The sequence below is a fragment of the Nonlabens tegetincola genome (genome assembly GCF_002117085.1).
Lineage (GTDB): Bacteria > Bacteroidota > Bacteroidia > Flavobacteriales > Flavobacteriaceae > Nonlabens > Nonlabens tegetincola.
Genome location: NZ_CP019342.1, coordinates 462,750 through 489,430 on the forward strand (window position 1 = coordinate 462,750; position 26,681 = coordinate 489,430).

General features: G+C 36.9%; 21 protein-coding genes, 2 tRNA genes and 2 rRNA genes. 16 read left to right on the plus strand and 9 right to left on the minus strand.

The features are described 5' to 3' along the window. Positions 1-112 precede the first annotated feature (112 nt). The 5 genes from secA to BST91_RS02425 all read right to left on the minus strand — a co-directional run bounded on the left by secA (position 113) and on the right by BST91_RS02425 (position 5,803). On the minus strand, positions 113-3,514 hold the full coding sequence (gene secA / locus BST91_RS02405; protein ID WP_085774332.1) for a preprotein translocase subunit SecA: 3,402 nt from the start codon (positions 3,512-3,514) through the stop codon (positions 113-115). A 117-nt stretch (positions 3,515-3,631) separates the two neighbouring features. Further along, entirely contained in the window at positions 3,632-3,853 is a 222-nt protein-coding gene (locus BST91_RS02410; protein ID WP_042279049.1) for a DUF2795 domain-containing protein, read from the minus strand. 179 nt (positions 3,854-4,032) lie between these two features. Continuing rightward, the gene (locus tag BST91_RS02415; RefSeq protein ID WP_085774333.1) at positions 4,033-4,605 is read right to left on the minus strand and encodes a cob(I)yrinic acid a,c-diamide adenosyltransferase; all 573 of its coding nucleotides are present in this window, start codon (positions 4,603-4,605) and stop codon (positions 4,033-4,035) included. Positions 4,606-4,758: 153 nt separating this feature from the next. Beyond that, on the minus strand, positions 4,759-5,322 hold the full coding sequence (locus tag BST91_RS02420) for a YceI family protein (RefSeq protein ID WP_244895668.1): 564 nt from the start codon (positions 5,320-5,322) through the stop codon (positions 4,759-4,761). Between the two features lie 49 nt (positions 5,323-5,371). Beyond that, on the minus strand, positions 5,372-5,803 hold the full coding sequence (locus BST91_RS02425; protein ID WP_060522934.1) for a MarR family winged helix-turn-helix transcriptional regulator: 432 nt from the start codon (positions 5,801-5,803) through the stop codon (positions 5,372-5,374). Positions 5,804-5,956: 153 nt separating this feature from the next. Between BST91_RS02425 and BST91_RS02430 the strand changes: the two genes are divergently transcribed. Beyond that, positions 5,957-6,532: a porin family protein gene (locus tag BST91_RS02430; RefSeq protein WP_042279103.1), complete on the plus strand. Its 576-nt coding sequence runs from the start codon at positions 5,957-5,959 to the stop codon at positions 6,530-6,532. On the opposite strand, the gene BST91_RS02435 is transcribed toward BST91_RS02430, so the two are convergent. Both BST91_RS02435 and BST91_RS02440 read right to left on the minus strand, forming a co-directional pair. Beyond that, a complete protein-coding gene (locus tag BST91_RS02435) occupies positions 6,522-7,013 on the minus strand; it encodes a CIA30 family protein (protein ID WP_169709754.1) in 492 nt (163 codons plus the stop codon). The genes BST91_RS02430 and BST91_RS02435 overlap by 11 nt on opposite strands. 54 nt (positions 7,014-7,067) lie before the next feature. Beyond that, on the minus strand, positions 7,068-8,672 hold the full coding sequence (locus BST91_RS02440) for an ABC transporter substrate-binding protein (protein WP_211280400.1): 1,605 nt from the start codon (positions 8,670-8,672) through the stop codon (positions 7,068-7,070). A 135-nt stretch (positions 8,673-8,807) separates the two neighbouring features. Between BST91_RS02440 and BST91_RS02445 the strand changes: the two genes are divergently transcribed. Both BST91_RS02445 and BST91_RS02450 read left to right on the plus strand, forming a co-directional pair. Continuing rightward, positions 8,808-9,221, plus strand: a complete 414-nt coding sequence (locus tag BST91_RS02445; RefSeq protein WP_085774336.1) for a DUF2141 domain-containing protein — start codon at positions 8,808-8,810, stop codon at positions 9,219-9,221. A 60-nt stretch (positions 9,222-9,281) separates the two neighbouring features. Beyond that, the gene (locus BST91_RS02450) at positions 9,282-10,193 is read left to right on the plus strand and encodes a TIGR01777 family oxidoreductase (protein WP_085774337.1); all 912 of its coding nucleotides are present in this window, start codon (positions 9,282-9,284) and stop codon (positions 10,191-10,193) included. A gap of 111 nt (positions 10,194-10,304) precedes the next feature. Here BST91_RS02450 and BST91_RS02455 read toward each other — a convergent pair whose 3' ends face one another. Together BST91_RS02455 and BST91_RS02460 are read right to left on the minus strand one after the other, a co-directional pair. After that, positions 10,305-10,934 (minus strand): hypothetical protein, encoded by a 630-nt coding sequence (locus BST91_RS02455; RefSeq protein WP_085774338.1) that lies wholly within the window; start codon positions 10,932-10,934, stop codon positions 10,305-10,307. A gap of 75 nt (positions 10,935-11,009) precedes the next feature. After that, positions 11,010-11,663: a YceI family protein gene (locus BST91_RS02460; protein WP_042279062.1), complete on the minus strand. Its 654-nt coding sequence runs from the start codon at positions 11,661-11,663 to the stop codon at positions 11,010-11,012. A 257-nt stretch (positions 11,664-11,920) separates the two neighbouring features. On the opposite strand from BST91_RS02460, the gene BST91_RS02465 reads away from it, so the two are divergent. From BST91_RS02465 to BST91_RS02525, 13 genes are all read left to right on the plus strand, one after another. Continuing rightward, on the plus strand, positions 11,921-12,472 hold the full coding sequence (locus tag BST91_RS02465) for a nucleotide exchange factor GrpE (protein WP_042279063.1): 552 nt from the start codon (positions 11,921-11,923) through the stop codon (positions 12,470-12,472). 1 nt (position 12,473) lies between these two features. Beyond that, positions 12,474-13,607: a molecular chaperone DnaJ gene (gene dnaJ, locus BST91_RS02470; RefSeq protein WP_085774339.1), complete on the plus strand. Its 1,134-nt coding sequence runs from the start codon at positions 12,474-12,476 to the stop codon at positions 13,605-13,607. A 224-nt stretch (positions 13,608-13,831) separates the two neighbouring features. Then, positions 13,832-14,758: an ABC transporter ATP-binding protein gene (locus BST91_RS02475; RefSeq protein WP_085774340.1), complete on the plus strand. Its 927-nt coding sequence runs from the start codon at positions 13,832-13,834 to the stop codon at positions 14,756-14,758. Continuing rightward, positions 14,751-16,043: an ABC transporter permease gene (locus BST91_RS02480; protein ID WP_085774341.1), complete on the plus strand. Its 1,293-nt coding sequence runs from the start codon at positions 14,751-14,753 to the stop codon at positions 16,041-16,043. Before BST91_RS02475 ends, BST91_RS02480 begins: the two co-directional genes overlap by 8 nt. A 4-nt stretch (positions 16,044-16,047) precedes the next feature. Beyond that, on the plus strand, positions 16,048-16,929 hold the full coding sequence (locus BST91_RS02485; protein WP_042279066.1) for a mechanosensitive ion channel family protein: 882 nt from the start codon (positions 16,048-16,050) through the stop codon (positions 16,927-16,929). Further along, complete coding sequence (locus BST91_RS02490) at positions 16,910-17,797, plus strand: DUF6268 family outer membrane beta-barrel protein (protein ID WP_244895670.1); 888 nt, start codon at positions 16,910-16,912, stop codon at positions 17,795-17,797. The genes BST91_RS02485 and BST91_RS02490 overlap by 20 nt, the downstream gene beginning before the upstream one ends. Continuing rightward, positions 17,797-18,960 (plus strand): sigma-54-dependent transcriptional regulator, encoded by a 1,164-nt coding sequence (locus tag BST91_RS02495; protein ID WP_042279068.1) that lies wholly within the window; start codon positions 17,797-17,799, stop codon positions 18,958-18,960. Before BST91_RS02490 ends, BST91_RS02495 begins: the two co-directional genes overlap by 1 nt. Then, positions 18,960-19,844 (plus strand): PPK2 family polyphosphate kinase, encoded by an 885-nt coding sequence (locus BST91_RS02500; RefSeq protein WP_085774342.1) that lies wholly within the window; start codon positions 18,960-18,962, stop codon positions 19,842-19,844. Before BST91_RS02495 ends, BST91_RS02500 begins: the two co-directional genes overlap by 1 nt. A 121-nt stretch (positions 19,845-19,965) precedes the next feature. Further along, complete coding sequence (locus BST91_RS02505) at positions 19,966-21,300, plus strand: MATE family efflux transporter (protein WP_085775663.1); 1,335 nt, start codon at positions 19,966-19,968, stop codon at positions 21,298-21,300. A gap of 479 nt (positions 21,301-21,779) precedes the next feature. Then, positions 21,780-23,305: ribosomal RNA gene (locus BST91_RS02510) — 16S ribosomal RNA — on the plus strand. Positions 23,306-23,421: 116 nt separating this feature from the next. Then, a tRNA-Ile gene (locus tag BST91_RS02515) sits at positions 23,422-23,495 on the plus strand. 133 nt (positions 23,496-23,628) lie between these two features. After that, positions 23,629-23,702, plus strand: a tRNA-Ala gene (locus BST91_RS02520). 140 nt (positions 23,703-23,842) lie between these two features. Further along, positions 23,843-26,656 (plus strand): 23S ribosomal RNA (locus BST91_RS02525). The 16S and 23S rRNA genes sit together here with 2 tRNA genes alongside, the layout of an rRNA operon. The last annotated feature ends 25 nt before the right edge of the window (positions 26,657-26,681 follow it).

Genomic DNA, 26,681 nt, shown 5'->3' on the forward strand with positions numbered 1-26,681 from the left:
ATACCTTTTGTAGTTAGTAAGTTGTTAACTAATAATATTTTAACTGGGTTTACTGAATAAAAAAATCCCCAACAAAAAATGTTGAGGATTTATCTTATGGTGATAGGTACAATTATGCTTTACCTTGAACCACCCATTCACCTTTGTTTATTAAAGGGATTGCTTGTTTAAATTTAACTTCTTTAGTCTCACCTGTCATCACGTTCTTAATCACTACCTTTTCATTACGACCGATTTTAGGTTGTTCACGGGTTATGGTCTCAGTAACTTGTGGACGTTGTTGACTAGCACCTGCTCCAACTGATCTAGCTTGTGCTGCTCGCTCATCGCTGTTCAAAACTTCTTCTTTTTGAGTGGTAGTTTTTTCAGTCTTTCTTTCTCTTGCTTCACTTATGTTTGAAGTGTCTCTAGTAGGTAGGTCACCTTTGAACATAAATCCTATTACTTCTTTATTTACTTTATCGACCATTTGTTTGAAAAGTTCAAAGGCTTCAAATTTGTAAATAAGTAGAGGATCTTTTTGTTCATGGACAGCTAGTCTCACACTTTGGCGTAATTCATCCATTTGACGTAGATGATTTTTCCAAGAGTCATCGATTATGGCTAGCGTAATGTTTTTCTCAAAATCTGTAACCAGAGTTCTCCCTTCGCTCTCGTAAGCATCGTTAAGGTTAGTCGCTACATTAAGTGTTTTTATACCATCAGTAAAAGGAACTGCAATACGTTCATAATTGCGTTCATCATTTTCTACAATGTTTTTAATTACCGGAAACACTTCTTGAGCAGTGCGCTCCATTTTATCCTTATAATGGTTGTATGCTGCTTTATAAACGATACCTGTGATTTCTTGATCAGATTTTGACTTGAATTCTGATTCATTGATAGGACTGCTCATTGAGAAAAATCTTATCAATTCAAATTCAAAATTCTTGTAGTCTTGAGCAAGTTTATTACTTGTAGTGACATCTTCGGCGATATCATAGATCATGTTTGCGATATCTACAGCAAGACGTTCTCCAAATAAGGCATTATAACGGCGTTTATAAATTACCTCACGTTGCGTGTTCATTACATCATCATAATCAAGAAGATTTTTACGCACACCAAATGCGTTTTCTTCTACTTTTTTCTGTGCTCGTTCAATGGATTTAGAAATCATAGAATGTTGAATAACTTCACCTTCTTTCATTCCTAATCGGTCCATAGTTTTCGCCATACGCTCTGATCCGAATAACCTCATTAAATTATCCTCAAGAGAGACATAGAACTGTGAACTACCTGGATCACCTTGACGACCAGCACGACCTCTTAACTGGCGATCTACACGTCTAGAATCATGACGTTCTGTACCAATTATGGCAAGACCACCTGCATTCTTAACTTCATCTGATAGTTTAATATCTGTACCACGACCAGCCATGTTTGTAGCAATGGTTATTTGTCCTGGGTTACCAGCTTGAGCGACAATATCAGCTTCCTTTTTATGCTGTTTTGCATTAAGAACATTGTGTTCTATTCCTGCACGTTGTAATGTACGACTTAATAATTCTGAAATCTCAACAGAGGTTGTTCCTATAAGAACAGGTCTTCCTTGTTCTCTTAAAGATAAAACTTCATCAATTACTGCCTTATATTTTTCACGTTTAGTTTTATAAACCAAGTCTTGTCTATCGTCACGAGCAATTGGTCTGTTAGTTGGAATTTCAACAACATCTAACTTATAGATTTCCCAGAATTCACCAGCTTCAGTAATTGCTGTACCTGTCATTCCCGATAGTTTTTTATACATACGGAAATAGTTTTGTAACGTAATGGTAGCAAAGGTTTGTGTGGCGTCTTGAATTTTTACATTTTCTTTTGCCTCAATTGCTTGGTGTAGTCCATCGCTGTAACGTCGTCCTTCCATTACACGACCTGTTTGTTCATCAACGATTTTTACAGACATTTCACGTGTAATCCCTTTTGCAGTTTCTTTTTCTTCTTCTGCAACTATATATTCTACATCTTTTTCAAAAAGAGTGTAAGCTTTAAGAAGTTGATTTAGAGTATGAATACGTTCTGATTTAATCGAGTATTCACGAAATAGATCTTCCTTCTTTTCAGCTTGTTCTTCGGCAGAAATGTCTTCTTTTTCAATTTTGGCAATCTCGATACCTAGTTCAGGAAGTACAAAGAATTCTGGATCTTCGGTACCTGATAAATGCTCAATACCTTTATCGGTTAATTCAACCTGATTGTTCTTTTCATCAATCACGAAATAAAGAGATTTGTCAATCTCTGGCATTTCACGATTGTTATCTTGCATGTAAAAATTCTCAGTTTTTTGAAGTAAAGTTTTATTTCCTTCTTCACTTAGGAATTTTATTAATGCTTTATTCTTAGGTAATCCTCTATAAACGGTGTAAAGTAATTTACCACCTTCTTTAGTGTCACCGTCATTAATCAATTTCTTGGCTTGTGCAAGTGTTTGCGTTAATTCTCTACGTTGAATGGTTACCACATTCTCGACAGGAGCCTTCAACATGTCAAATTCTTGACGATCACCACCTTTTGGAATAGGACCAGAGATGATTAAAGGCGTACGCGCATCATCAATTAAAACAGAATCGGTCTCATCAATGATTGCATAGTTGTGTTTACGTTGAACAAGATCCTTTGGCGAGTGAGCCATGTTGTCTCTCAAATAATCAAAACCAAACTCGTTATTGGTACCGTAAGTAATATCTGCTAGATAAGCTTTTCTACGTTCTTCAGAATTAGGTTTGTGATAATCGATACAATCGATAGTAAGTCCGTGGAATTCAAAAATAGGTCCTATCCAGGCACTATCACGTTTTGCTAGATAATCGTTAACGGTAACTACATGAACACCATTACCAGTTAAGGCATTAAGATAAACAGGAAGAGTAGCTACAAGTGTTTTACCTTCACCAGTTTGCATTTCGGCAATTTTTCCTTGGTGAAGTACCGTACCACCAATAAGCTGTACATCATAATGAATCATATCCCAAGTAACTGCTTTACCAGCCGCATCCCAAGAATTGGCCCAAATAGCATTGTCACCTTCTAATCGAACATAATCCTTAACAGCAGAAAGTTCACGGTCTCTAGGTGAAGCCTGTACTATCAATTCTTCATTTTGAACAAAACGTTTTGCAGTTTCTTTAACAACAGCAAAAGCTTCGGCCATTATTTCTTCTAGAACAGCTTCTGTTTGATCATAAGCAACATCATTTAATTGGTCGATCTCATTATATAAATCTTCCTTTTTATCGATGTCTTGTTCTTGTTCTACTTGAAGTTTAAGATTTTCAATTTGCTCTAAAGTATCCTTTTTAGCAGCTTGAATTTTATCTTTAAATTCTTGAGTTTTTGCTCTTAATTCATCTATGGAAAGAGAACTTAATTCCTTCTCAAAGGAAAGAATTTGATTCACATAAGGCTGTAAATCTTTAATATCTTTCTTTGCTTTATCTCCAACAAAGATTTTTAAAACGGAATCTAATAGTCCCATATATTGTTACTTAATTGATTAATAGTAGTTTAAAAAATGAATACTACCTTTGCTAATATCCTAAATTCAAGCAAAAAAAAGTCTCTTTGCGAGACTTTTTTATGATGTAATTGTTTTTTAATATTCATCCTCGTTCCAGAGGTAATCCTCATCGGTAGGATAATCGGGCCATATTTCTTCAATAGACTCATATATTTCACCTTCATCTTCAATTGCTTGAAGATTTTCAACCACTTCTAAAGGTGCCCCTGTACGTATGGCATAGTCAATAAGCTCATCTTTCATAGCTGGCCAAGGAGCGTCACTTAAATATGATGCTAGTTCAAGCGTCCAATACATAATTTTACTCGTTAATTTTTGCAAAAATAAACTTATCGTCGATTTATGCAAGTTATTATTTATTAATGATTCAAGATTTGCAAAGAGCGTACAAGCTTTTGAAAATCAAAATGTTTTGTGCCCAGTGTTATAGACTCAGTTACCCCACTTGTGAATGCTGATTTAAAATCAACTGATTCTTAATACTTTTTTGGGACCCATTTTATTTCTTCGGCTTGCAAATCAAATGACAATTTACGTGCCAAGACAAATAAGTAGTCAGACAGTCTGTTTAAATACCTTAAAACCTGCTCGTCAATAGGAGTATTTTCGTTTAATTCACTAGCTAAACGCTCCGCTCTTCGACATACGGTTCTAGTAATGTGACAAAATGACACCGATTGATGTCCGCCAGGAAGAATAAAGTGAGTCATAGGCGGAAGATCCTCATTCATTCTATCCATTTCTTGTTCTAGCATTAATATATCTTCATCGGCTATTTTGGAAATATTAAGGCGGTCTTTACCATTTTTCAATTTTTCTTTTTCTGGTGGCGTTGCTAGTATAGCACCTACTGTAAATAAATGATCTTGTATATCGATAAGAATTTTTTTAGTAGACGCTGAAACTGGTTGGTCTCTCAATAAACCTATCCATGAATTGAGCTCGTCAACCGTACCATAACTATCAATTCTTAAATTATGTTTAGGTACTCTTGTGCCTCCAAATAAAGCAGTGGTTCCTTTATCACCTGTTTTAGTATAGATTTTCATAAAAATAAGATTCCTACAAATGTACTAGTATGACGCAAGAGTTTACTAAAAAGTATCATAATCTATACGCACCTTATTGTTGTATAAAATTAAAATCCCACGAATAGCATTCGTGGGATTTAATTGATTGTAATAATTCAATGTGAAAAGTTGCTAGTAAATCAAGGATACTTCAACCTCAAAATTATCGTAGATAAAATTGTCACCTAATCCCTTAAAAAAACTTTTAGACCCATATTTTACGTTGTACTTGCTTCTATCTATAACAAGGGTAGTGGTAGCTTCATTATTATTATAAGTAAGATCAAAAGTTATTGGGTGAGTAATACCTTTAATTGACAAATCTGCAGTGATTGTCGCATATCCTTCCTTGTTATCAATACTCGTAAAATCTAGAGTGGCTTGTGGATGATTTGCCGTTGAGAAAAAATCATCACTTTTTAAGTGACCTTCTAATTTATCTTTCATTTCTCCTTCTAGATCTGTAACTACTAGACTAGACATGTCAATTACAAAACTTCCACCTTTAATCTTATCATTTTCAAACTCTAAAGTTCCTGATGTTAGATTAATTGTTCCTGTGTGCTGTCCACCAAATTTCTTACCGGTCCATACAGCGGTGCTTTTTTCAGTATTTATTTTTTTCATGTTAACATTGTTTGTGAATGTTGCAGCTACTATAGCTAGAACAACAGTCGATTTAAAAATTAGATTCATTTTAATTGTTTTTACATTAATTGTACATACATATATTTATTTAAATTTTTTAAAGCTTCATAAGAAGGGCAATTAATCGTTTTTTCTCCTCGTCGTTAAGGTTTTGAGTGATTTCGCTTTCTTTTTCGTCCACTTGATGGTCAAGGATAGTCAGCAGATTTAATCCTTCTTGAGTTATGGTAATTTCAATTTGTCTGCGATCTGACGGACATTGTACTCGTTTTACCAATTTTTTTGTAACTAATTTATCGATTACTCTAGTGGTATTAGAATTAGCGTGAATCATGTCCTTGCTTACATCCTGTAAACTGGCTGGTTTACCATTTCTACCTCTTAAAATACGCAATGCATTAAATTGTTGAAGGGTTATTCCTTGCTCTTTTATTGCGCTACTTACTTCATCAGTAAAGTCGGTACCCTTCTTGATGATTGTAGTAGTTAGCTTTCGCGAAAGCGGAATATGCATTTTGTTTTCTTTCATTAATTACAATTGAATTAATTGTAGGTACAAATATATTATTTTACTCTTACGATTAGATTTATTTCATGTTAAAAATAAATTAAGCTTTTTAAGCTCAAAGAAATGCAAAGAGAATAAATAGTAAGTTTGAACGTTAACAAAAGAAAAATTGCTATGAGAAAATTGATTTGTTTAATTGCCTTGATGTCTGTTTATTTTGCTCAAGCTCAAACTGATGGAGGAGTAGGACTAAAGGCAGGAGTTAATTATGGGTCTACAGGAGATTTATCTCAAGACGGTCAAACTATTATTGATAATCCTGATGAAAAAATAGGATTTCACGTTGGTGTTTTTGGGAAAATAGATTTAGGAGCTATTTACATAAGACCAGAATTAATGTATACTCAATTGAATAGTGAGTATAATGGGCTAGGATTTGAAGTAAATAAATTGGATGCTCCTGTTTTAGTAGGTGTCAATATTATAGGACCTCTCCATATTTTTGCAGGGCCTAGTTTTCAGTATATTCTAGATACTGACCTTGAGGATGTTGATATTGATGACGTAGAAGAGGATTTCACCATAGGAGCACAATTTGGAGTAGGCGTTAATTTAGGTAATCTGGGTATTGATGTGCGTTATGAACGTGGTTTTACAGAAAACGAAGCCGAGTTCACCAATGTAGGATCTCTAGGTACACTTGATACTAGACCTAGTCAAATCATATTAGGACTAAGTCTTACTCTATAATTTCTAAGTTATGGAACAGGATTTCAAAATCTTGTTCCTTCTTATTTCCAATAAGCAGCCCAATTTCAATGGGCTGTTTTCCATTATAAACTTCTTTATTTAATTTTCTACCGCGGTATTGAGGTTTTAAATCTTTTACGGTAAAATTAATGGTTTGCTTTTCACCAGTTGTTTGAAATTTATATACGTAGGATATCCAGGAATCTTGTGCAGCTCTCAACCTAAATTCATAATCGCTACCATCTCCTGTTATCGTGAGCTTGAAGGATTTAACCTCGTTAATATTTAAAGGTTTTACATTATATCGCAACGAGGCAAAACCACCATTGTTTCTTGTTGATACATGACCGTAATATCGTAGTTGTTTACCTGTAATCTCAAAATTAGATTTTGACAATCCACCCATCACGCCATCATTAATTACATACCAATTTTTAGCATCATTTTTATCTGGTGTTATAGTATGAGTAGTGGTTAGCATAAGGCATAAAATGAAGAACAGAAAACGCATTTTTTATATAAGTCGCGTAAATTATTACTTACTTAATTTTTTTACCGATATAAGATCAAGAATATTGGTCGGATCTGCTTTTAGGTTTATTATATTTTTTGGGTAAAATCTGGTACTTTCATCATAGTATAGAGGTATTACAGGAGCTTCTTCATTAATGATGCTGTCCATTTTTTTATACAGTATCACTCGTTCGTCTACACTAGCTGTGACAATACTTTCTTTGTATAAAGCATCGTAGTGGTCATCATGAAAAAAACTATAATTTGAACCTGATGGTGTATGATTTTTAGAATAAAATAAGCTTAGGTAATTTTGAGCGTCTGGATAGTCGGCAATCCAGCTACTGCGAAACATTTCTAATTGTCCTTTACTACGCAATTGTCTTAAAGTTCCTGGCGGCATTACCTCAATTTGTATAGTAATACCAATTTTTTCTAATTCTTTTTGGATGAACTCACAAAGGTCTAAATAATTTGCGCTGGTAGCTAGATTGATAATTACCGAACTGGCACCTGATTCTTGTTTATAAGCATTTACCAATTCACGAGCTTTTTTCCTATTATAAATGAGCTCTGGTGCTTGTTGAGAACCTGGTAAACCAGCAGGAATAAAACCACGCGTTGCTGGTATTCCTATGTTGTTTCTTAAATAGGTAATCATTTTGCCACGATCAAACCCTATATTTATGGCAGTTCTTATTTTCTTTGACTGCAATGCAGGATTTTTAGACTTTAAATTAATTCCTAGATATTCTGTATTTAAGAATGGTGCTTTAGCTAGTGTGATTTCTTTTTGATGTTTCTCTTTGAGATCACCAGTGCTGGTTAACAATTCATCTTTATAACTAGCATCAATAGCGTTAATAAAGTCAAGATTTCCTTGAGCAAACTCAAGATACTCACTTTGTTTATCTGGCTTAAAAGTAATCGCTACTGATTCAAGATAAGGAAGCTGGTTTCCCTGTGAATCGGTTTCCCAATAAGATTTATTTTTACGCAATACCATTTTTACGTTTTCTTCCCATCTTTTTAAATAGAAAGGACCAGTACCTACTGGCTGACTTCTAGGATTTAACTCGAGAACTTCAATTGCATTTTCAGATAATATAGATGCATACTGCATACTCATTAAGCCTAAAAAAGCAGGAAACGCTTGCTTCAGTTTAATGTTTAACACACTATCATTGGTCACCTCGATAGTCTCAATATTACTTACTATAGTAGAACCTGGACTGGCTAGTGCTTCGTCTTTTAATCTATTTAAACTATAGGCGACATCACTGGCTTTAACACGTTCCTTTTTATCTTGATTAGGATAATAGAAATAGCTGTCGTTCCTTAAGATAAAAGTGTAGTTTGTGGCTGTGCTGTCAATGTTCCAGCTTTTTGCAAGATCAGGAATCACATTTAAATCCTTATCCAATTTGACGAGTGTGTTATACAATTGATTACAAACCCACATATTGCGTTGGTCTTTAGCAAATGCAGGATCTAAACTTGTGACACCAGCATGCTCGTTATACTTAAAAACAGGACCGTAATTATTATGATCAGATTTATTACAGCTATAAATCAATACAAGTAACAGGAGTATAAATAGTCTCATTGTCGTAAATATACAATGCATTCTCAATGTGTTAATGCTAGTTATAAGGATAGATGACAATTGAGTACTTATATTTTACAATTGAGTAAGTTGAATTACGCTTTCGCGGAAGCATGATCACATATTTGCATTGTCAAACATATTAAACACACAATTATGAAAACGATTATCACTTCAATTTTACTAGCATTAGTTTCTTTAACAATAAATGCACAAGAGGAAAAAACTTTTACATTGACGGTAACTGTGAACAACGCATCTACCGATGATGGGAAAATGGTTTATGCCTTAAACACGGCAGAAACATGGAATAAAAAACCTTATCAATCTACAAGTATTGAGATCAAAGACGGTAAAGCGATTGCGACTTTTGAAAACATTCCGCAAGGAGAGTATGCCGTGACCGTACTGCACGACAAGAATAATAATCAAAGAATGGATTTTGCTGATAATGGTATGCCTACTGAGGCATATGGATTGAGTAATAATCCCATGAGCTATGGTCCACCACAATGGAATGAGGCCAAATTTGAGATTAGTGAAAACAAAGAGATTATTGTAAGGTTGTAATAACGTTAATCTCTTGATAATAAGTAATAGGATGTCTTTAAGTCATCCTATTTTTACTTTATGAAGGTACTTATAACAGGAGCAACAGGACTTGTAGGTAAACAAATCGTTGATGATTTGCATGAAAAGGGACATGTGGTTCATTATTTGACCACTAGACAAGAGGCAATTAAAGATGAGCCTAACTACAAAGGTTTTCTGTGGAATGTAAAAGAAGGTAGTATAGATGTAAAATGTCTAGACGGCGTAACTAACATCATTCATCTAGCAGGCGAAACTGTTTTTCAAAGATGGACCGATGATGCTAAGAAACGTATTATGGATAGTAGGGTGTTTTCAACCCAGTTATTAATCGATACGCTTAAAAACAACAAGCATCAAGTTGAACACGTTACTACAGCAAGCGCGATAGGGATCTATCCGGATCAACAAGATGGTCGAGCATTAAAGGAAAATGAAATTCCACCTACGGCTTCCAATTTTTTAGCAGATGTTTGTATTGCTTGGGAAAAAATAGGAGCTCTTTTTACCCAGCTTGGATTGAAACACAGTATAGTGCGCATAGGTATCGTACTTTCAGACAAAGGTGGTGCTCTTGACCAAATGAGCAAACCGGTAAAGTACTATGCTGGCGCAGGTTTTGGAAACGGGAAAATGTGGCAAAGCTGGATTGCTATTGACGATCTTTCAGGTATTTTTATACATTTAGCTCAGGAACAGTTGGAAGGTATTTATAATGGAGTTGCGCCTAATCCAGTGCGCAACAGGAATATGATGGAAACTATAGGGAAGGTTATAGGAAAACCTGTTTTTCTACCAAATGTCCCAAAATTTGTAATGAAAATGATGCTAGGTGAAATGTCTGCTATTGTTTTGTCTAGCCAAAATGTAAGTAGTGAAAAAATTGAAAAAGCAGGATATACTTTTGAATATAGAGAATTAGAAAGTGCTCTTCAAAACTATTTATCCTAGCGAAAAAATCTTTGACTGGCTAGTTATTGCTTCTTTTCTTGAGCACTACTATTAAAAGAATAACTAGTACAACCGTTATTACAATACCAGTACCTAAATAAAATAGATTCATTAAACCATTAATAGTTTTTTATTTAATGATTTTTCGAATTTGAATAAATGATCTGTTTTGACTTGGTTATGATGACAAGCAGCATATTGATTGATTCCAGTGTATTTTGAATTGAATTGTATGCTATCAAAATAATCTTGATTGGAATACACACTATGTTTATTTTTAGGTTGAATTATGCTTACTTGATATAAATAGTTTTTTATCACCAATAATCTAGTATCATAACGCAAGGGTTCCAATTGATGATTCCGATAATATTCAAATACTGCTTGGTAAACCCCATTTTGACTAAATCTAGAATTATAAGCGACTTGTATAGATCGTGAATTATTATCGATGAAATCTTCAATAGTAGATTTATAAAACGATTTTAATTCTTCCCGGTCACAAAAATGAATCCTATCGCCTAAACTCCTTTTCCTAATGATATAATAAGTGTCATACTGTTTAAAAACGACTCCTTCATTTGTTTGATGTCTATTGGAATATTTGTGACTAAGGTCTATTCCTTCAGGCAAATTAATGGTAACTAAAGAATCAACTTTAAAAGGTTGATCTTGGGCAATACACTTATTGATTAAACAGCATAGCAGTAAAAGAATAAAAAGAGGTTGAGTAAGTTTCATATTGTAAGCAAAAATAAAAAAGACCTATGAGGTTTGAACTCATAGGCCTTTGATCAATTATCAAAAAACTTTTGCTTATTTAGTTCCTACTAAATTTACAGTTAATTTAATGTCATCACTAATTGCTTTATTAGCAGCTATGTCAAAAAATGTCCCAGATCCGTATTTAATTCCCCAATCTGTTCTGTTAATAGTAAACTCTTCAGAGTCTAACATCATTTTATCACCTTCATATTTTACAGTAACAGGGAATGATACATTTTTAGTAACATCTTTAAGAGTAAGGTTTCCAGATAAAGTAGAACCTTCAATTCCAGTTACAACAAATTTTGCTGTAGGATATTCTGGTGTATTAAAAAAGTCAGTCTGTTGGTCTTCTACAGTTCCTTCTAGGTGAGCTTTTAGACTAGCAGCTTTATCACCTTCAAGATCTGTTACCTCGATAGAGGTCATGTCGATTACAAACTCACCACTTTCTAAAGTTTCACCGTTTACTTTAACCATTCCACTTTTAAGTGAAATGTTTCCTGTGTGATCTTCGGTTGGTTTTGAACCTACCCATGCAATGTTTGATGCTTCTGTATCAATAGTGTATGTTACAGCTTCTACAGTTGCTTCAGCAACTTCTTTTTCTTCAGTAGCATCTACTTCGTTTTTGTTTTCTTTACAAGCTACTGCACCTACTAATAAAAGTGCTAGACTAGCGAATTTTATAAATGACGTTTTCATAATTTGAATTTAAGTTGGTGTAAAATTACATGTACCTACAATTAAACAGGTTAAAGGTTTATTAAAAAATCCTGTGACATTTTGACATCGTTCCACTAGATGGCAGTAATTTTGCTCCTTCACGCGCGATGATGTTTGTGCATTGTTGTTGATAATTACGCTTTCGCGAAAGCGTACAAATTCAAACTATCAATTCTCATACATCGACATATTAGAAAAAATTGAAGTTTTACAAGAAAATAAAAGACCAGTTTAACATGGCAAAAGATAAACAACAACAAGAAGAAGTAGAGCAAGAGGTGTTGCATAACACTGAAGAACAGGATGTTGCTCAAGAGCAAGATCAAAGCGAGGAAAAAACTGAACTGGAAAAAGTTCAAGAGGAATTACAAGCAGAAAAAGACCGCTACTTAAGGTTGTTTGCAGAATTTGAAAACTATAAACGTCGCACAGCCAAAGAACGTGTAGAGTTATTTAAAACAGCCGGTGAAGGCATTTTAAAGGATATGTTACCGGTATTAGATGATTTTGATAGAGCACTTGTAGAAATCAATAAGTCTGATGATGAACAACTTACAGCAGGTGTTACACTAATAAGCAACAAGCTGCGCAATACATTAAAATCAAAAAACCTAGAAGAGGTTGAGGTTGAGGCTGGAGATACTTTTAATGCAGACGATCACGAGGCTGTTACACAAATTCCAGCTCCTAATGATGATATGAAAGGTAAAATCATCGACGTAATAGAAAAAGGATATAAACTAGGTGACAAAGTGATACGTTACCCAAAAGTGGTTATAGGAAAGTAATATGGCAGATTTTTATGAAGTATTAGGTATAGATCGCAATGCGAGTGCTGCAGAGATTAAGAAAGCATATCGTAAAAAGGCGGTTAAATACCATCCAGATAAGAATCCTGGTGATGCAGAGGCAGAAGAAATGTTTAAAAAAGCAGCCGAGGCTTATGAAACCTTGAGCGATCCTCAGAAAAAAGCTAGATATGATCAACTAGGTCATCAGGCATATACGAGTGGCGCTGGCGGTTTTGGAGGTGGCTCTGGTGGTTTTGGCGGCATGGATATGGATGATATCTTTAGTCAGTTTGGCGATATATTCGGCGGTGCTGGTGGTGGCTTTTCTGGGTTTGGAGGATTCGGCGGTGGCGGCGGACGCCGCAGAGTTAAAGGTAAAGACCTGCGAATAAGAGTATCCCTTACCCTTGAAGAAGCTGCAAATGGAGTAGATAAAAAGGTAAAGGTTAAACGTAAAAAACAAGCGGCAGGAGTTTCTTATAAAACTTGTGGAACTTGTAACGGTAGTGGACAAGTTACTCGTATTCAAAACACGATTCTTGGAAGAATGCAAACTAGCGCTCCATGTGGTACTTGTGGTGGATCAGGTCAAATCTTGGACAAAAAACCTAATGGTGCAGATTCTCAAGGTCTTATAGTAGAAGAGGAGTTAGTGACTATTCAAATTCCTGCTGGTGTTGAAAGTGACATGCGATTAAAGGTAGGTGGTAAAGGAAACGACGCACCAGGAAATGGTGTGAGTGGAGACCTACTAGTTGATATTGAAGTTAAACCTCATGAATCACTACAACGAGAAGGAAATAATTTACACTATGACCTATATATAAGCGTTCCAGAAGCTGTATTAGGAACCTCTAAAGAAATTCAAACGGTTACAGGAAAAGTCAGAATACCGATTGAATCTGGAATTCAAAGTGGAAAAATTTTAAGATTACGTGGAAAAGGGATGCCTAGCTTAAATGGTTATGGAACTGGTGATCTACTTGTTCATGTAAACGTCTGGACACCACGTAACTTAACTCGTGAGCAGAAAGAGTTTTTTGAAAATATGATGGCCGATTCAAACTTTGAACCAGCTCCTGAGAAGTCGGATAAATCATTTTTTGAAAAGGTAAAAGACATGTTTTCTTAAAAAAACTTAATGAATTAGAAAAAAGTTCTATATTTGAAATAACAATTGGTTTCAACACCAGTTGTTATTTTTCTTTTTCATAGCAATTTTTCCCACCTCTTTGTCAAAAGAGGTGGGTTTTTTTATGGCTTATTCTACCTTTAAATAAATCATTCCTATTAAATATATCTAAAATACTTTATACCACGGCCTATATTGTTAACTTGCGTGTTTCATTATTGAATATGGGATACGCATTACAAGCAGAAAACATAACAAAACAATATGGCGATTATACTGCATTGAATAATTTGACCATAAAAGTTCCAGAAGGATCTATATATGGATTATTAGGTCCAAACGGTGCAGGTAAAACTTCTCTTATTAGAATTATCAATCAAATTACAATGCCTGATAAAGGTGGTGTGTTGTTGAATGGTGAACCACTAGCACCAAATCATATTGCACAAATTGGATACATGCCTGAAGAGCGTGGTTTGTATAAAAGCATGAAAGTAGGCGAGCAATGCCTGTACCTAGCTCAATTAAAAGGTCTGTCTAAAAAAGAAGCTAAGCAACGACTGGAGTTTTGGTTTGAAAGATTAGGTATGCAAGGATGGTGGAATAAAAAACTACAAGAACTTTCAAAGGGTATGGCCCAAAAAGTTCAATTTATAGTGACTGTTTTACATCAACCTAAGCTATTAATCTTTGATGAACCGTTTTCAGGATTTGACCCAGTAAACGCAAATCTCATAAAGGATGAAATTCTATATCTAAGAGATCAAGGTGCTACTATTATTTTTTCTACTCATAGAATGGAAAGTGTGGAAGAAATGTGTGATCATATTGCTTTAATTAACAAATCAAATTTGGTTTTGGAAGGCCCTATTAACCGTGTAAAACAAGAGTATCGTAACAACGATTATCAAATAAGTATTTTAAGTGAAACAGATTCATGGTTAAAAGAACTTCCAGTTGAGTGGCAAGCACAATCAACCGATATCAAAGGACTAGATAATACAGTTGATTTTAAAATTCATTTACAAAAAGAAGTTTCTATAAATGAGGTTTTCAATAGATTAACCCAATTGGGTGAAGTAACTCATTTCAGCGAAATTATACCTAGCATAAACGATATATTTATTAAAAACGTAGGTAGCAATGAGTAAACTAGGTTTAATAATTAAAAGAGAATACTTGACAAAGGTTCGTAATAGAACCTTTATAATAATGACCTTTGTAAGTCCTATGATATTCATAGGTGTAGCTGTGCTTATAGGTTGGCTCACAAATTTGAATAGAGAAGATTCTAGGACTGTAGCAATACTTGATGAGACTGGTGCGTCCTATGTAGATTTGTTTGAAGACTATAGCAACTTCAAATTCGTTCGAGTTGATAATCAGATTGATCAAGCCATAACAGCTACTAAGGAAGCAGGCTATTATGGATTGATACATATATATGGTGTTGACGATGAGGTCGAAAATTTGACCTTTTATTCAAAAGACAATCCATCTTCAGGTTTTATAGAAAGAATAGAGAATACCATAAACAAAAAAGCCACTGAGTATAAATTATTAGAAAACAATATTCAACCTAGCATTTTACAAGCAGCAACTGTAAAAAAGCAATTGCAGTTACAAACATTTGATGGCGATACGACCAGTAAGGAAGCCGGATGGATTAAAATTGCTGCAGGTGGAGCAGCAGGATATTTACTGATGATGTTCATCATAATATATGGTAACATGCTCATGCGATCTGTAATTGAGGAGAAAACAAATCGTATTGTAGAAATTATAGTGAGCAGTGTTAAGCCTATATATCTTATGTTGGGTAAGATTACAGGAACGTCACTGGCGGGAATTACTCAATTTCTTATTTGGGTGGTTTTAGGTGGAACGCTGGCAATTGTTTTGTCCGTCGTTTTGGGACCAGATGCTCTTCAAAACCCAGCTAACGAGCAACTCGTTAATCAAGTTCAAACAGCTAGTGAAGCTCAAGCATTTGTCAATGACATTTTAAAATTACCAATAGGACAATTGATTTTCCTCTTTTTCGTCTATTTCATAGGAGGATATTTTTTATACGCTAGCATATATACTGCTATAGGAGCAGCTGTAGACAGTGAGACAGATACACAGCAATTTATGCTTCCTATCATCTTACCATTAATGCTATCCATATATGTGGGTTTTTTCTCAGTTATAGATAATCCACATGGTACTGTTGCTGTTACATTTAGTTATATACCTTTAACCAGTCCCATCGTTATGTTAATGAGGATTCCTTTTGGAGAGATAACTTGGTGGGAAATTCTTATAAGTGTAAGCTTACTATATGCAAGTATAATAGGAGTTACCTATATAGCTGCCAAAATATACCGTGTAGGTATTTTAATGTATGGCAAAAAGACGAGTTGGAAACAATTATATAAGTGGTTAAAGTATTAACGAGATGAAATTAGATTGGCAATCCATTAAAGATTTTTTGACCTATCAAATAATTGAAGCAAAGGAAAAGGGCGATTTTCATTTAGACACATGGATGGTGATTCTTGCCATTGTTGCTTTACTTGCAACCAAGGTCCTCTTAAGAGTATTGAAAAAATTTCTTACTCGTAAAATGGATCACAGTGACAAATTAAAATTTGATAGCATTTTCAGATTTTTTAACTATCTGGTTTACATCATTGTTATCCTAGTTATACTGAATAGTTCTGGAGCAGATATTACGGCATTACTTACAGCCAGTGCCGCGTTATTCGTCGGGATTGGATTTGCTTTACAAGACTTCTTCAAGGATATCATAGCAGGTATAACAATTATTGTGGATAAATCGGTGCTGGTTAATGACATCATAGAAGTAGATGATAAGGTAGGTCGTGTTTTTGAAATCAAATTAAGAAGTACGAGAGCCATCACAAGAGACGATAAAGTATTGATTATACCTAATCACTTATTTCTCTCGGACATTGTTTTTAATTACACACAAAATCATGCAAAAACAAGAGAAAAGGTAGGAGTAGGAGTAGCCTATGGAAGTGATACACGACTAGTAGAAAAAATACTACTCGAGGTTGCGAATAATCAAAAAGGAGTGCTTAAAAGTCCAGAACCCATGGTTCTATTTCAAAATTTTGGAGATAGTTCTTTAGATTTTGAACTGTTTTTTTACGTACGCGATGCTTTTACTGATCCTAAAATTAAGAGTAGTCTGCGTTTTGAAATTGACAAAGCTTTTAGAGAAAACAATATATCAATACCGTTCCCTCAACGAGATTTACACCTAGTATCTTCTAATATCACATGGAAAAAAGATGATGAAAAAACTGATTAAAATATTAATACTGATAATTGTTGTTCTCGCTTTCGCGAAAGCGAACTCACAAGCAACTGATCTATTTAGAACAGAATTTACGTATTTCCCACAGAGTGATAGTGATAATAGCTTTAGGAGATTTAGAACCTTTGTCAATGTTCCATTGAAAGTAAAAGAGCAATCTTATCTTGTTCCTTTCATAGAATATAGGAACGTTCACTTACTAATAAGAGATGATGAACGATTTAGACAACTAAAGACTGATAGGTATGAGAGTATTGAAGTTGCATTAGGATACACATTTCCTATGGAAAACAATTGGCGATTTGGTGCAAGGGTAGGATTACTAGCTGCATCAAATTTTGATGAGGCAAAGCCAATAAGTGAAGATTTGTTTTTTACAGGAAGTGCTTACTTCATCAAGGACATGAAAAAACGAACGGATGGTGGAAAACCATGGCGACTTGTATTAGGTGTGCAATACTCAACAACGGTTGGTCGACCATTCCCATTACCTTACGTAAATTATTACAGAGAGTTTGCAACAGATTGGAGCTATAGTATAGGAGCTCCCAAAATGAATTTAAGATATAGATTTAACGATCAACATAGTGTACAATTATATGCAAGATTAGATGGTTTTTATGCTAATATTCAAAATGACGTAAACACAATTAATGGAGTTGCTGATAATATAAGTATGACAACTGCAATGATGGGACCAGGTTATACGTATAACTTAACAAAGCATATTTCATTTTATGTATATGCAGGATACACTATCTTTAACGATATAAGATTAAGAGATGCAGATGGAGAAGATGTGCGCACTATTAATAGCAGCAATACATTTTATTCTAGAGCAGGTATAAAATTTCAAATTTAATGGCACAAATACTTATTATAGAAGATGAAAGCGCAATTAGAAGAGTGCTGGGTAAAATATTAAGTGAAGAGGATAAGAATTACAAAATCACTGAAGCCGAGGATGGTCTTGCAGGTATGGATCTTATAAAGGACAACGATTATGATCTGGTACTTTGTGACATAAAAATGCCCAAAATGGATGGGGTAGAGGTTTTGGAAGCCGTTCAAAAAATAAAGCCCGAAACTCCTGTAGTAATGATTTCTGGACATGGCGATTTAGATACTGCGGTTCAAACTATGAGATTAGGAGCTTTTGATTACATTTCAAAACCACCAGATTTAAATAGGTTGTTGAATACTGTACGCAACGCCTTAGATCGTAAAACTCTAGTCGTAGAAAATAAGCGATTAAAGAAAAAGGTAAGTAAGAATTATGAGATGATTGGTGAGAGTGAATTGATTTCAATAATCAAAAATATTATTGAGAAAGTAGCTCCTACAGATGCCCGAGTTTTAATAACTGGTGGGAATGGTACAGGTAAAGAACTTGTGGCTCACTGGTTGCATGAAAAAAGTGATCGTTCAAAGAAGCCATTCATTGAAGTTAACTGTGCCGCTATTCCTAGTGAGCTCATAGAAAGTGAGCTCTTTGGTCATGTTAAAGGTAGCTTTACCGGAGCAAATAAAGATCGTGCAGGAAAATTTGAAGCCGCAAATGGCGGAACCATTTTTCTCGATGAAATAGGTGATATGTCATTGCCTGCTCAAGCTAAAGTTTTACGAGCATTACAAGAGAATAGAATTCAACGAGTAGGTAGTGATAAGGATATACAGGTAAACGTGAGAATTCTTGCAGCTACAAATAAGGATCTAAAAAAAGAAATTGAAGAAAAAAGATTTAGAGAAGATCTGTATCATAGACTAGCTGTGATTTTAATAAACGTTCCATCACTGAATGATCGACGTGATGATATACCCTTATTGGTAGAGCACTTTGCACAAAAAATAGCTCAGGAACAAGGTGGTCCAAGAAAAGAGTTTCATACTAATGCAATTAAATTATTGCAAGAATATGATTGGACGGGAAATATTAGAGAATTACGTAATGTAGTGGAACGACTAATCATATTAGGAGGAGAAGAGATTAGTGAAAATGATGTCAAACTATTTGCAAGTAAATAATGGAATTCAACGTAACGCCATCAGATTTTAAAGTTGACTCTACTTTTAACCTGTCATCTCATCCTACCTTACCTTTAGATGTTTTAGAAAAAAAAGAAGCAAAAAAAAGACTAGCTAAGGTTAGAAGAGAATTAGCTCATTTCCAGGCTAGAATGTATGCCCATGACAAACACGCTGTACTGGTCTGTTTTCAAGGTATGGATACGGCAGGAAAGGATAGCTTAGTAAGAGAAGTTTTTAAAGACTTTAATGTGAGAGGTGTTGAACATTATAGTTTTAAAGTACCTACTGATTTAGAACGTTCACATGGATACTTATGGCGTCACTATATAGCTTTACCTTCAAAAGGTCATTTTGGAATTTTTAATAGAACGCATTATGAAAATGTGTTAGTGACTAGAGTACATCCAGAATACCTGATGGGAGAAAATCTCCCTGATTTTAATGATCCTAGCGATGCTAATTCTGATTTTTGGAGTATGCGATTTGAACAAATCAACAATTTCGAAAAAGAACTTACGCAAAATGGCACCTTTATATTTAAGTTCTTTTTGAATATCAGCAAGCAAGAACAAAAAAATCGCTTGTTAAGGAGATTACACATACCAGAAAAAAACTGGAAGTTTTCAGACGGAGATCTAGCAGAGAGGAAACTTTGGGGTAAATATATGGATTGTTATCAAGACGCTATAAGAAATACTTCGACAACATACGCACCGTGGTATGTAGTGCCGTCAGATAATAAACCAATGGCAAGATTAATAGTTGCTGAGGTTTTGAATCAAACACTGCAACAATTTAGTGAGATACAACCACCTAAATTAGACGTGGATAAAGCAGCTAATATTCAGAGTTATATCAGCCAATTAGAAAACGAGGAATAAATTCTAGTTACATTCTAGCCTTGAATTTTTTAATTCTATTGATGTGACTAAAGTACCCCAATATATTATCGTGAGCATTTGATTGTTTAGTTTTGGCGCCTTAATCTCAAAAAAACCTGGCGTGAACCTAGTATCATATAAACAAGAATTTTTAACTAATTACAAAATTGCCTATCCTATAGTTTTGGGACAGGTAGCTCATTTATTAGTAGCGTTGGCTGATAATGTTATGGTAGGTAAATTGGGAGATGCTCCTCTTGCAGCAGTATCCTTGGGAAACACCCTTATCTATATTGCATTAAGTATTGGTATTGGGTTCTCCTTCGCTATAACGCCATTAGTATCTACAGCACAAGGTCAGGAAAACTGGACCAAGGTTAAAAGGATTTTAGACAACGGAGTGTTCCTATCCTTTATTATGGGAATATTACTCACTGCATTACTTATAGTGGCAGAACCTCTATTATTTTACATGGATCAACCGGCAGAAGTCGTTGAACTCGCGATTCCCTACATGCATATTGTCTCTATATCCATGGTGCCTTTAATGTTATTTCAAGCCTTCAAGCAATTTTCTGATGGATTGAGTCTTACTAAACATGCAATGAACGCTGCAGTTATTGCAAACGTGATAAACGTAATGTTGAACTATCTATTAATTTATGGAGAGTTTGGTTTTCCAAAATTAGGATTAGTAGGTGCAGCATGGGGTACATTAGTATCTAGAATAATCATGGTGATAATAATTTATATTTCGCTTTCGCGAAAACCGAGTCTTTACCAACAATTCAAGGGTCCAATATTTATATCTATGACCAATATCACTAAAATCTTATCGTTAGGATTCCCCACTGCATTGCAAATGTTGTTTGAAGTGTCTCTTTTTACAGGAGCAATATTTTTATCTGGTATGTTGGGAACAAAACATCAGGCTGCAAATCAAATTGCATTGAATTTATCTGCATTAACATTTATGTTCGGTATAGGATTAGGAGTTACAGCTACTATTCGAGTAGGAAACCAACTAGGGAAAAGAAATTTCTCTTACATGAAGCAAATTGTAAAAAGCTTATTTTTCATGGTTCTAGTAATTGAGATCCTATTCATGTGTTTATTCTTCATCGGAAGAAATTACCTGCCTTGGATTTATATAAACGATACAGAAGTTATCCAGATAGCCTCACATTTATTGCTAATAGCAGCAATTTTTCAGGTTAGTGACGGAATACAAGTTTTCCTTTTAGGATTATTGCGTGGATTGCATGACGTTTGGTATCCTAGTTTATTTTGCTTTATAAGTTATTGGTGCATAGGATTTCCTTTGGCGTATTACTTGGGGTTTCAAACTTATTTATCTTCAATGGGTATATGGGTAGCCTTATTAATTGCGTTAACATCATCGGCAACTATGATGTTTTTCAGATATAAGTATTTAGTGAGAAGGATTTCAATGTAGTTTTAAGTTACTTAAAAGTACAAGTATTATGTTTATTTACGAATAGATAAGGGATTATATATTGTTATTAAAAAAGATTTGATTTTTTTCATTTTGTAAGTAAATGATTTGAAGGTGTTTAAGGATGGGCTGTAATTTTTTTCAAATTTTTTGTCATAAAAGTTTGTTTGGTAAGAAAAAGTGTGTGTATATTTGCACCCGCTTTGGGAAACAATGATGTTTAAATAAAGCGATAGTTCTTCAAAAAGGTTGAAAATATTTGTAGCGGATTGTGAGGATTTCGCATCAAATTTTCGGTCTAGATATTTTGAAGTAGTTCATTGAAAATAATGATTGACAGCACAGCGATACTGTTTTTGTATTGATTAATACAAAGGCAAGTATTGGTAAGAAAATAAAAATAGACACATGTACGCTAATTGAGGGTTCTTAAAAGAGGTTTTTGGAGTTATTCTAATAAATGATCTTTAAAAGATTCTACGATGAAGAGTTTGATCCTGGCTCAGGATGAACGCTAGCGGCAGGCCTAACACATGCAAGTCGAGGGGCAGCATAGATAGCTTGCTATCTGATGGCGACCGGCGCACGGGTGCGTAACGCGTATACAACCTACCTATTACTGAGGGATAGCCCGAAGAAATTTGGATTAATACCTCATAGAATTATAAGATGGCATCATTTAATAATTAAAGGTTACGGTAATAGATGGGTATGCGTCCTATTAGCTAGATGGTGAGGTAACGGCTCACCATGGCGACGATAGGTAGGGGTCCTGAGAGGGAGATCCCCCACACTGGTACTGAGACACGGACCAGACTCCTACGGGAGGCAGCAGTGAGGAATATTGGACAATGGAGGCAACTCTGATCCAGCCATGCCGCGTGTAGGAAGACGGCCCTATGGGTTGTAAACTACTTTTGTACGGGAAGAAATACAGTCACGTGTGATTGTTTGACGGTACCGTAAGAATAAGCACCGGCTAACTCCGTGCCAGCAGCCGCGGTAATACGGAGGGTGCAAGCGTTATCCGGAATCATTGGGTTTAAAGGGTCCGTAGGCGGGTAATTAAGTCAGTGGTGAAATGCAGGGGCTCAACTCCGGCACTGCCATTGATACTGGTTATCTTGAATTATTGTGAAGTGGTTAGAATATGTAGTGTAGCGGTGAAATGCTTAGATATTACATAGAATACCGATTGCGAAGGCAGATCACTAACAATATATTGACGCTGATGGACGAAAGCGTGGGGAGCGAACAGGATTAGATACCCTGGTAGTCCACGCCGTAAACGATGGTTACTAGCTGTTTGGATCGATTGAGATCTGAGTGGCCAAGCGAAAGTGATAAGTAACCCACCTGGGGAGTACGTTCGCAAGAATGAAACTCAAAGGAATTGACGGGGGCCCGCACAAGCGGTGGAGCATGTGGTTTAATTCGATGATACGCGAGGAACCTTACCAGGGCTTAAATGCAGTATGACAGATTTGGAAACAGATTTTTCTTCGGACATATTGCAAGGTGCTGCATGGTTGTCGTCAGCTCGTGCCGTGAGGTGTCAGGTTAAGTCCTATAACGAGCGCAACCCCTATTTCTAGTTGCCAGCACATAATGGTGGGGACTCTAGAGAGACTGCCGGTGCAAACCGTGAGGAAGGTGGGGATGACGTCAAATCATCACGGCCCTTACGTCCTGGGCTACACACGTGCTACAATGGTAGGGACAGAGAGCAGCCACTTCGCGAGAAGGAGCGAATCTACAAACCCTATCTCAGTTCGGATCGCAGTCTGCAACTCGACTGCGTGAAGCTGGAATCGCTAGTAATCGCATATCAGCCATGATGCGGTGAATACGTTCCCGGGCCTTGTACACACCGCCCGTCAAGCCATGGAAGCTGGGGGTGCCTGAAGTCGGTGACCGAAAGGAGCTGCCTAGGGTAAAACTAGTAACTGGGGCTAAGTCGTAACAAGGTAGCCGTACCGGAAGGTGCGGCTGGAACACCTCCTTTCTGGAGTTCCTGAAATAATGGAACGAAACAAGGGATAGTTTCAAGACCTTTAACACTCAATTAGTGTGTGTTTATTTTAAAAAGCAAGTCAATCAAGAAATAGTCGCAAGACACTCAGTCTCATAGCTCAGCTGGTTAGAGCGCTACACTGATAATGTAGAGGTCGGCAGTTCGAGTCTGCCTGAGACTACGATGTCTTAGGTAGTTATTGATGAGATAATTATAGCTAAGAGATAAAGTTCATTTATAGAATTTTAATGGAAATTCTAGAGGTTGAGGATTCTAAATTCGATATTCTGAATTCAGTATTTAGGATTCGTCATGGGGAATTAGCTCAGCTGGCTAGAGCGCCTGCCTTGCACGCAGGAGGTCATCGGTTCGACTCCGATATTCTCCACGAATGATTAGTAGAGATTAATCATTAAACGTTCATTGACATTTTGAAAAGATCAAAACGAGCATTAGTTCTAATATTAATTAGGATTAATACAAGATAGAAAAAATAATATTACTATATATCGTTGTATAGTAATAGGTATCATAAGCAAATAAGGGCGTATGGGGGATGCCTAGGCTCTCAGAGGCGATGAAGGACGTGATAAGCTGCGATAAGCTGCGGGGATTGGCACATACGATGTGATCCGCAGATTTCCGAATGGGGCAACCCGGCATGTTGAAGACATGTCACCAGTAATGGAGCAAACCCGGTGAACTGAAACATCTAAGTAGCCGGAGGAAGAGAAAACAATAGTGATTCCGTCAGTAGTGGCGAGCGAACGCGGAAAAGCCCAAACCAATTAGGTTACGGCCTAATTGGGGTTGTAGGACTACGATATTTGATGCTAAAAGAATAAGAATCCTTTGGAAAGAGGAGCCAAAGAAGGTGATAGCCCTGTATTGGTAATTTTAGTTATTGATAGTAGTATCCTGAGTAGTGCGGGGCACGGGAAACCCTGTATGAATCTAGCGGGACCATCCGCTAAGGCTAAATACTCCTGAGAGACCGATAGTGAACCAGTACCGTGAGGGAAAGGTGAAAAGAACCCTGAATAAGGGAGTGAAAAAGAACCTGAAACCATACGCTTACAAGCGGTCGGAGCCTTCGGGTGACGGCGTGCCTTTTGCATAATGAGCCTACGAGTTACCGTTGCTAGCAAGGTTAAGTGTTTCAGACACGGAGCCGTAGCGAAAGCGAGTCTGAATAGGGCGCGATAGTTAGTAGTGGTAGACGCGAAACCGTGTGATCTACCCATGGGCAGGGTGAAGCTGTGGTAACACACAGTGGAGGCCCGAACCGGTTGACGTTGAAAAGTCTTCGGATGACCTGTGGGTAGGGGTGAAAGGCCAATCAAACTCGGAAATAGCTCGTACTCTCCGAAATGCATTTAGGTGCAGCGTTGATTTAGTTTTATAGAGGTAGAGCTACTGATTGGATGCGGGGGCTTCACCGCCTACCAATTCCTGACAAACTCCGAATGCTATAAAATGATGATCAGCAGTGAGGGCATGGGTGCTAAGGTCCATGTCCGAAAGGGAAAGAACCCAGACCATCAGCTAAGGTCCCCAAATGTATGTTAAGTTGAAAAAACGAGGTTGTACTGCTTAGACAGCTAGGATGTTGGCTTGGAAGCAGCCATTCATTTAAAGAGTGCGTAACAGCTCACTAGTCGAGCGGTACGGCATGGATGATAATCGGGCATAAACATACTACCGAAGCTATGGACTCCATTGAGAGTGGTAGGAGAGCATTCTAATTGTGTTGAAGGTGAACTGTGAGGTTTGCTGGAACGATTAGAAACGAAAATGTAGGCATAAGTAACGATAAAGGGGGCGAGAAACCCCCTCACCGAAAGACCAAGGTTTCCTCAGCTATGCTAATCAGCTGAGGGTTAGTCGGGTCCTAACGCGTACCCGAACGGGGAAGTGGATGGATAACAGGTTAATATTCCTGTACCTGCTCACAATAAAAGTGACGGAGGTGTGAATTTGGTGCGTACTGACGGAAATGTACGTTGAACCAACTGTTAAGGTTGGGATAGTACCACAAAGCTACGGCTACGTGGATAATCCAGAGGAGCAACTTCCAAGAAAAGCAAGTGAAGCAGCCCGTACCGTAAACCGACACAGGTGGTTGGGATGAGAATTCTAAGGTGCTCGAGTGATTCATGGCTAAGGAACTAGGCAAAATAGACCTGTAACTTCGGGAGAAAGGTCCCCTATTTAATAGGGCGCAGTGAAAAGATCCAAGCGACTGTTTATCAAAAACACAGGGCTCTGCAAAATCGAAAGATGAAGTATAGGGCCTGACACCTGCCCGGTGCTGGAAGGTTAAGAGGAGGGTTTAGCTTCGGCGAAGATCTGAATTGAAGCCCCAGTAAACGGCGGCCGTAACTATAACGGTCCTAAGGTAGCGAAATTCCTTGTCGGGTAAGTTCCGACCTGCACGAATGGTGTAACGATTTGGATACTGTCTCAGCCATGAGCTCGGTGAAATTGTAGTATCGGTGAAGATGCCGATTACCCGCTACGGGACGAAAAGACCCCGTGCACCTTTACTATAGCTTAGTATTGATTTTGGATAAGTAATGTGTAGGATAGGTGGGAGACTATGAAGTGACGTCGCCAGGCGTTGTGGAGTCATTGTTGAAATACCACCCTTTGCTTATTTGAAATCTAACCCAGAAATGGGGACATTGCTTGGTGGGTAGTTTGACTGGGGTGGTCGCCTCCAAAAGAGTAACGGAGGCTTCTAAAGGTTTCCTCAGCACGCTTGGTAACCGTGCGTAGAGTGCAATGGCATAAGGAAGCTTGACTGAGAGACATACAGGTCGATCAGGTTGGAAACAAGAGCATAGTGATCCGGTGGTTCCGCATGGAAGGGCCATCGCTCAAAGGATAAAAGGTACGCCGGGGATAACAGGCTGATCTCCCCCAAGAGCTCACATCGACGGGGGGGTTTGGCACCTCGATGTCGGCTCGTCACATCCTGGGGCTGGAGAAGGTCCCAAGGGTTGGGCTGTTCGCCCATTAAAGTGGCACGCGAGCTGGGTTCAGAACGTCGTGAGACAGTTCGGTCTCTATCTGTAGTGGGCGCTAGAAATTTGAGTGAATCTGACTTTAGTACGAGAGGACCGAGTTGGACTGACCGCTGGTCTACCAGTTGTTCCGCCAGGGGCATTGCTGGGTAGCTACGTCGGGAAGGGATAAGCGCTGAAAGCATATAAGCGCGAAACCCATCACAAGATGAGATTTCTTTAAAGGGTCGTGGGAGACTACCACGTTGATAGGTCATAGGTGTAAAGGCAGTAATGTCATAGCCGAGTGATACTAATTACCCGTAAGCTTAGATACCTCTATCTACTTGTATTGATTTTGA